The following is a 2906-nucleotide window of genomic DNA, read 5'->3' as shown; positions in this document are numbered from 1 at the left end:
GTGTTGCATTGTCTCAAACTAGAGTCTTATTTGTTTTTGTTGTCGACCAATACTGCCAGAAGAATAACCACTGCTTTTGCAATCATCTGGTAGTAAGAAGAAACGTCTAATAGGTTTAGGGCGTTGTTCAGGAAGCCAATAATCAGTGCACCAATCAATGTGCCCATGATGCGACCACGACCGCCAGCTAGGCTTGTACCGCCAAGAACCACGGCTGCGATAGCGTCTAACTCATAACCCATACCTGCGGTTGGTTGAGCCGATGACAAACGAGAAGCCACGATGATGCCCGCTACTGCTGCTAACAGACCACAGATTGCGTAAACGCCAATTTTTACTTTGTCTACGTCGATGCCTGATAGGCGAGTTGCTGATTCGTTGCCGCCAAGTGCGTAAACGTAACGGCCAAAGCGTGTGTGGTTAAGTAGGTACCAAACGGATGCGAATACTACGACCATGATCCAAACTGGAACTGGTACACCCATTGCGTAGCCTGTACCGAACCAAGCGAATGCGTCTGCTGTGTCCGTAAAGCCTGTTGAGATAGGGCGACCGTCGGTGTAAACCATGGTTACACCACGCAGTAGTGTCATGGTTACTAGCGTTGCGATGAAGGCTTGAACCTTACCTTTCGCGATGATCACACCACTGATTGCACCCAGCGCAGCACCTGCTAATAAAGCGGTTGGTACAGCGACCATCACAGGGATTTCCATGCCAATCATGCTGGCAGCGAATGCACCACAAAGCGCCAGTACAGAACCAACACTCAAGTCGATACCTGCGGTTAAGATAACCAGCGTCATACCTACAGCGATGATTGCGTTAACCGACGTTTGGCGCAGAATGTTTAGGATGTTGTCGACAGTAAAAAAGTTCGGGTTTAAGAAAGAAACGACAACAATCAGGAAGATCAAAGCAATCAATGACTTTTGATCAATCAGCCACTCTTTGCTGATTAACGGCTTTTTCTTCGGCGCTTCAGTTTCAGTTGTTTTGCTCATGGTTTTGGTACTCATGCTGCGTCCTCGTTAATCTTTTTACCGACCGCACACGCCAGTAATAATTCTTGGTTTGCTTCTTTAGCGTCAAATTCACCGCTGATGCGGCCTTCATGCATCACCATGATGCGGTCACTCATTCCTAATACTTCTGGCATTTCAGAGGACACCAAAATGATGCTCATGCCGTCGGCTTTAAACTTATTAATGAGTTGGTAAATCTCTTTTTTCGCACCGACATCGACACCACGGGTTGGCTCGTCGAGGATCAGTACTTTTGGTTTGGTCATCAAGCCCTTGGCGATAGCGACTTTCTGCTGGTTACCACCAGAAAGGTTGCCAATGATTTGCTCGCGAGTAGGGGTTTTGATGTTGAATAGCTTGATGAAGTCATCCACTGCGATCACTTCGTCTTTGTGTTGGATTTGACCGCTTTTGGTCAGTAGGTCCAGTGAACAAAGAGACATGTTCTCTTTCACTGAAAGCCCAAGCACTAAGCCGTCACCTTTACGGTCTTCAGAGATGTAAGCGATGCCATTAGCAAGGCCATCTTTAGGGCTCACAGGGTTGATGGTTTTATTTTCTAAATTGATAACGCCGCGCTCACTTGGAAGGGCACCGTAAATCACTTTCATCAATTCCGTACGACCAGCACCCATTAGCCCTGATACACCTAGGATTTCACCGCGCTTTAGGGTAAAGCTAACGTCATGAACACCAGAACCCGTTAAACCAATCACTTCCAAGCAAGTTTCACCATGACTTGGTGCGATGCGAGGGTATTGTTCGTCGAGCTTACGACCAACCATCATTTCGATTAGGCCGTCTTCGTCAGTATCTTTTACTTCGCACTGACCAATGAACTTGCCGTCACGAAGTACAGTGATGTCGTCACAGATCTCGAAGATCTCTTTCAAGCGGTGAGAAATGTAAACAATGCCGCAGCCTTCATCACGTAGCTCGTTGATTACCTTGAACAGAGACTCGGTTTCGGTATCGGTTAGGGCATCTGTTGGTTCATCCATGATGATGACCTTAGATTCAAACGATAGGGCTTTTGCAATCTCTACCATTTGCTGCTCGCCTAGGCTCAGTTCGCCAAGCGGCGTTTTTGAACTGTGTTTTACGTTTAGGCGCTTCAGTAGCTTGTCGGCTTCTTGGTACATCTCGTTCCACAAGATGCGTCCCATGGTGCCGGTGATTTCACGACCTAAGAAGATGTTCTCGGCGATGGTCAGCTCTGGGATCAGGTTCAGTTCTTGGTGAATGATACTGATACCAGCTTGTTGAGAGTCACGAGGCCCTTTGAATGCAGCAGGCTTACCTTGGTAGGCGATAGTGCCGCCATCCAAGTGATAAATACCTGTCAGCACTTTCATGAGGGTTGATTTACCTGCACCGTTTTCGCCCATTAACGCCATCACGCGTCCTGGGTAAACGTTGAGGCTTGCCTTGTCTAGTGCTTTCACACCAGGGAAGGCCTTCTCAATTGAGCTAAGTTCTAAAATGGCTTGAGTCATGTCGGTTCCTTTACTCGGGGCCAGTTGTATTTGGTTATTCTGTCTTTCAGCTATCACGCTGGGCTGTCGTTATGTTTCGCTTGAGCTAAAACGTTACGCCAGCTTGGAAAATGACATTCGCGTAAGGTGTGCATTCACCGGTACGAATCACAGCGCGGCTTTCATGAGTGCGCTGTTTAAATTCTTCATGAGTGATGTAAGTAATCGCAATTTCTTTACCACAACGCGCTTCTTCTGTTTTGATTTGATCAATCAGCGCTGCATGATGCTCTGGGCTTACTTTTGCGAATTCTTCCGCGATAACCACACCTTCAATTTGAGATTCATCAAGCATGGTTTTGACGGTCTGAGCAAAGCTTGGAACACCGTGAGTTAAAGCTAGGTC

At 47.2% G+C, this 2906-nt stretch carries 3 protein-coding genes; all 3 read right to left on the bottom strand.

Features of this window, described 5'->3' with window-relative positions; translation table 11 throughout:
- Positions 1–26 precede the first annotated feature (26 nt).
- Positions 27–1019, bottom strand: coding sequence for a ribose ABC transporter permease (gene rbsC / locus BCT81_RS16910; protein ID WP_008217126.1), 993 nt, complete (start codon positions 1017–1019; stop codon positions 27–29).
- Positions 1016–2521 (bottom strand): ribose ABC transporter ATP-binding protein RbsA, encoded by a 1506-nt coding sequence (gene rbsA / locus BCT81_RS16905; RefSeq protein ID WP_008217125.1) that lies wholly within the window; start codon positions 2519–2521, stop codon positions 1016–1018. Before rbsA ends, rbsC begins: the two co-directional genes overlap by 4 nt.
- Before the next feature lie 85 nt (positions 2522–2606).
- Positions 2607–2906, bottom strand: a 300-nt coding sequence (rbsD, locus tag BCT81_RS16900; protein WP_102425201.1) for a D-ribose pyranase, incomplete at its 5' end; no start/stop codon positions are given.

This window comes from Vibrio sp. 10N.261.52.A1, from assembly GCF_002876325.1.
Lineage (GTDB): Bacteria > Pseudomonadota > Gammaproteobacteria > Enterobacterales > Vibrionaceae > Vibrio > Vibrio chagasii.
This window is presented reverse-complemented; position numbering and strand designations above follow the sequence as displayed.

Coding starts and splice junctions, on each gene's coding strand:
- rbsA (WP_008217125.1), bottom strand. CDS start 2,521: ATGACTCAAGCCATTTTAGAACTTAGCTCAATTGAGAAGGCCTTCCCT.
- rbsC (WP_008217126.1), bottom strand. CDS start 1,019: ATGAGTACCAAAACCATGAGCAAAACAACTGAAACTGAAGCGCCGAAG.